Origin of the sequence: Micromonospora sp. DT4 (assembly GCF_049841675.1) — a bacterium.
In the GTDB taxonomy this organism is placed as follows: domain Bacteria; phylum Actinomycetota; class Actinomycetes; order Mycobacteriales; family Micromonosporaceae; genus Micromonospora.
The window spans coordinates 1-2,810 of the sequence record NZ_JBNCKT010000239.1 but is presented as its reverse complement, the minus strand read 5'-3'; the positions used below and the strand labels follow the sequence as shown (position 1 = coordinate 2,810).

Genomic DNA, 2,810 nt, shown 5'->3' with positions numbered 1-2,810 from the left:
CTGGAGGAATCCCGGGCCGAAGGACGCCAACGCGCCCGCCGCCGCGGCGACCGCCGCTGGCTGCGCCACGTCGTGACGACCCTCCTCGACCCCGACGACGCGGCCGTCGACGACGCGTGGCACGCCGGGCAACTCGCCGCCCTGCTCCTTGCCCGCGTCGACGCCCGCATCGTCACCAGCAAAGACGTCCGCCCCGTCCGCGCCGCCGTCACCGGCGTCCTCGGACGCAAACGCCTGCGGCAACTGCGCGACATCTGGCGCGAGGCCCACACCTGCGACGACACCGACGCCGACACCATGATCACCCTGGCCCGCCGGTGGTGCCAAGTCCTCGGCATCGACCCCGACCAGCAGTACGACACCCCCGTACCGGACGCCGGGCAATTCGCCGGCCGCCTCGCCGCGGCCCTCGTCGACTACCTCGCCGTCGCCACCGACGTCACCCCGGCCGAGTACGCCGCGGCGCTGCTGGCCCACCGGCACAGCCCACCGTCGGAGTGGGACCGCCGGGACCCGACCGAGCAGGAACACCACGCGGCCCGCGACCTCGCCCACCGGCTGCGGCAAGCCCGCACCCAACACCCCGAACCCGGCCGGCGGCCCTCCGCGATCCCACCCGGCCGGCTACGAACCCGCCACGCCATCACCGCCGAAGCACAAATCGCCGCCGGGCAACTCCCGACCGCCGCCCCATGGCAGCAACGCGCCCAGCTGCCACCGGAGAAACCCCGTCTGCACCTGGCCGTCCTGGTCGACCTGTCCGGCTCGATGGACCGCTACACCGAGGCGATGTCCTCCGCCGCGTGGATCTTCGCCAACGCGGCACGCCGCGCCGACGCGACGACCACCACCATCGGATTCGGCGACCGCACCACCGTCCTGGTACCCCCACGCACCCGCCCCACCCAGGTGCTGACCATGCGCACCGGCCTCGCCACCGCCACCTTCCCGGAAGCGGTCAAGGTCGCCGACCAACTCCTCGACCTACGCCACGGCCGCACCCTACGGATGCTCGCCGTCGTCTCCGACGGCTACCTCGACGACATCCCCGCCGGGCAACAACTCGTCACCACCCTGCACCAGGCCGGCTGCGCCGTGCTGTGGCTGCACCCCGCCGACCCGCTCGCCGACAGCGAACTGACCGGCCCCGACCAGATGTGGAGGCACACCTTCACGCACACCACCACCCTCACTGTCGCCGATCCCGTCGAGGCCGTCGCGGCGATCGCCGACGCCGCCGTCGCCGCGCTCACCCAGGCCTAAGCCCAGCCGAGCCGTCCGGCGACCGACCAGTCCCACCCCCGCGCCGCGGCGCGGCAACGGCCGTGGCCGGGCAGCGCCGCGCGCGGCCACCCCAACGACGTACCCAAGCCCCGCAGAGGCGGGCTGCCGCCGGCAACCCGCCACGTCTCGCGGGGCCGGCAGCAGACGGCCCTTGCCTCCGGTCGGCGACTTGACCATCCCGCGCCATCGAAGCGTCCATGCATCGCGTCCCCCATGACCCGGTGGGCCAGGTCCGGACGCGATACGACGCCGCCCATCACAAGGAGCCCATGCCATGCGTTTCGACACCGACAACGACCACCCCTTCGACACCGACAACCGCGCCTGGCGACGTCTCGCCGACGTCACCAGCGAACACTTCGACGTGATCACCTGGACCCGCGACCCGGACGGACGGCCGGTCCTGCTCACCCTGGGCGACCTGCGGACCGGGGACATGATCACCCTCGCAGTCCTGGACTCCCTGGAGATCCGCGACCCGTACGCGCTGCTCGCCCTTCACACCGGCGGCGAACTCGCCGCACACGGCCCCACCAGCGGCGCGGAAACAGCCCGCTCCCTCGCCCCCGTGCTCGCGCTCGACAGCGCCACACTCGCCGTGACCAAACCCGTGCCGCTGCACGACCCCGCAACAACAGCCCTACCCGCCACCTGCTGGGTCGAGCTGCCCACCACCCTCGCCGCGGCCCTACGGCCCGCCCTCGACGACGCCCGCACCGCCGTCCTCGTGCTGCTCGACCGCACCCAAGGCTGGCTCGCCGCCGTCGGCCCGTTCCCCACCCACGCCGCCGCCGACACGTGGCAACCCGACGGCGGACCCGGCCGCGCCGCCGACCGGCTCATCGTGCCGCTGCACCCGGTCACCCTCCAGGGGGCCCAGCCGTGACCAGCACCCGACCCCTGGCACACCCAGAGCTTCCGCCGATCGTGGCCCTCGACGTCGACGGCGTCCTCAACCCCGCCAACCCGGCCCACGCCGCAGCGCTTGGCTACCAGCCACACCGCTACGACGGGCCCGGCCCCGACGGGCAGCACGTCACCGGCACCGTCTGGCTCCACCCCGACCACGGGCCATGGCTGCGGGAACTGGCCGAACACGCCCAACCGGTGTGGTGCACCAGCTGGAACCACCTCGCCGCCCAATGGATCGCCCCACGACTCGACCTGCCGACCACCTGGCCGCACATCCCCGTCCACGCGGGCGGTGTCCGCTTCGGCCACCAGAGCAAACTCTCCGTCCTCTACCCCTGGGCCATGCGGCGGGCACTCGCCGTCCTCGACGACGAGTTCGGCGGCAAGGACCCCACCACCGCCGACCAGCGCATCCGCGACGGCGTACCCACCCTGCTCCACCCCGTCGACCCGTACGACGGGCTGCGCCGTGCCGACATCGACACGGTGCTGACCTGGCTGCGCCGGCTCTGACCAGGCCACACCGGCGCCGCCCGAGCGCCGAGGCCTTCCGCTCACTCGGATTCGTGGGGCCCGCATCGACGGATGCGGGCCCCACGCCGGTACGCCAAGGA

General features: G+C 73.5%; 3 protein-coding genes. All 3 read left to right on the top strand.

Translation table 11 applies throughout. The features are described 5' to 3' along the window. Window positions 1-1,263: VWA domain-containing protein (locus ACLQ24_RS29200; RefSeq protein WP_425894957.1), on the top strand; the 1,263-nt coding region annotated here is incomplete at its 5' end. 295 nt (window positions 1,264-1,558) lie between these two features. Next, entirely contained in the window at window positions 1,559-2,170 is a 612-nt protein-coding gene (locus ACLQ24_RS29195; RefSeq protein WP_425894956.1) for a hypothetical protein, read from the top strand. Then, window positions 2,167-2,709 (top strand): hypothetical protein, encoded by a 543-nt coding sequence (locus ACLQ24_RS29190; RefSeq protein ID WP_425894955.1) that lies wholly within the window; start codon window positions 2,167-2,169, stop codon window positions 2,707-2,709. Before ACLQ24_RS29195 ends, ACLQ24_RS29190 begins: the two co-directional genes overlap by 4 nt. Window positions 2,710-2,810 lie beyond the last annotated feature (101 nt).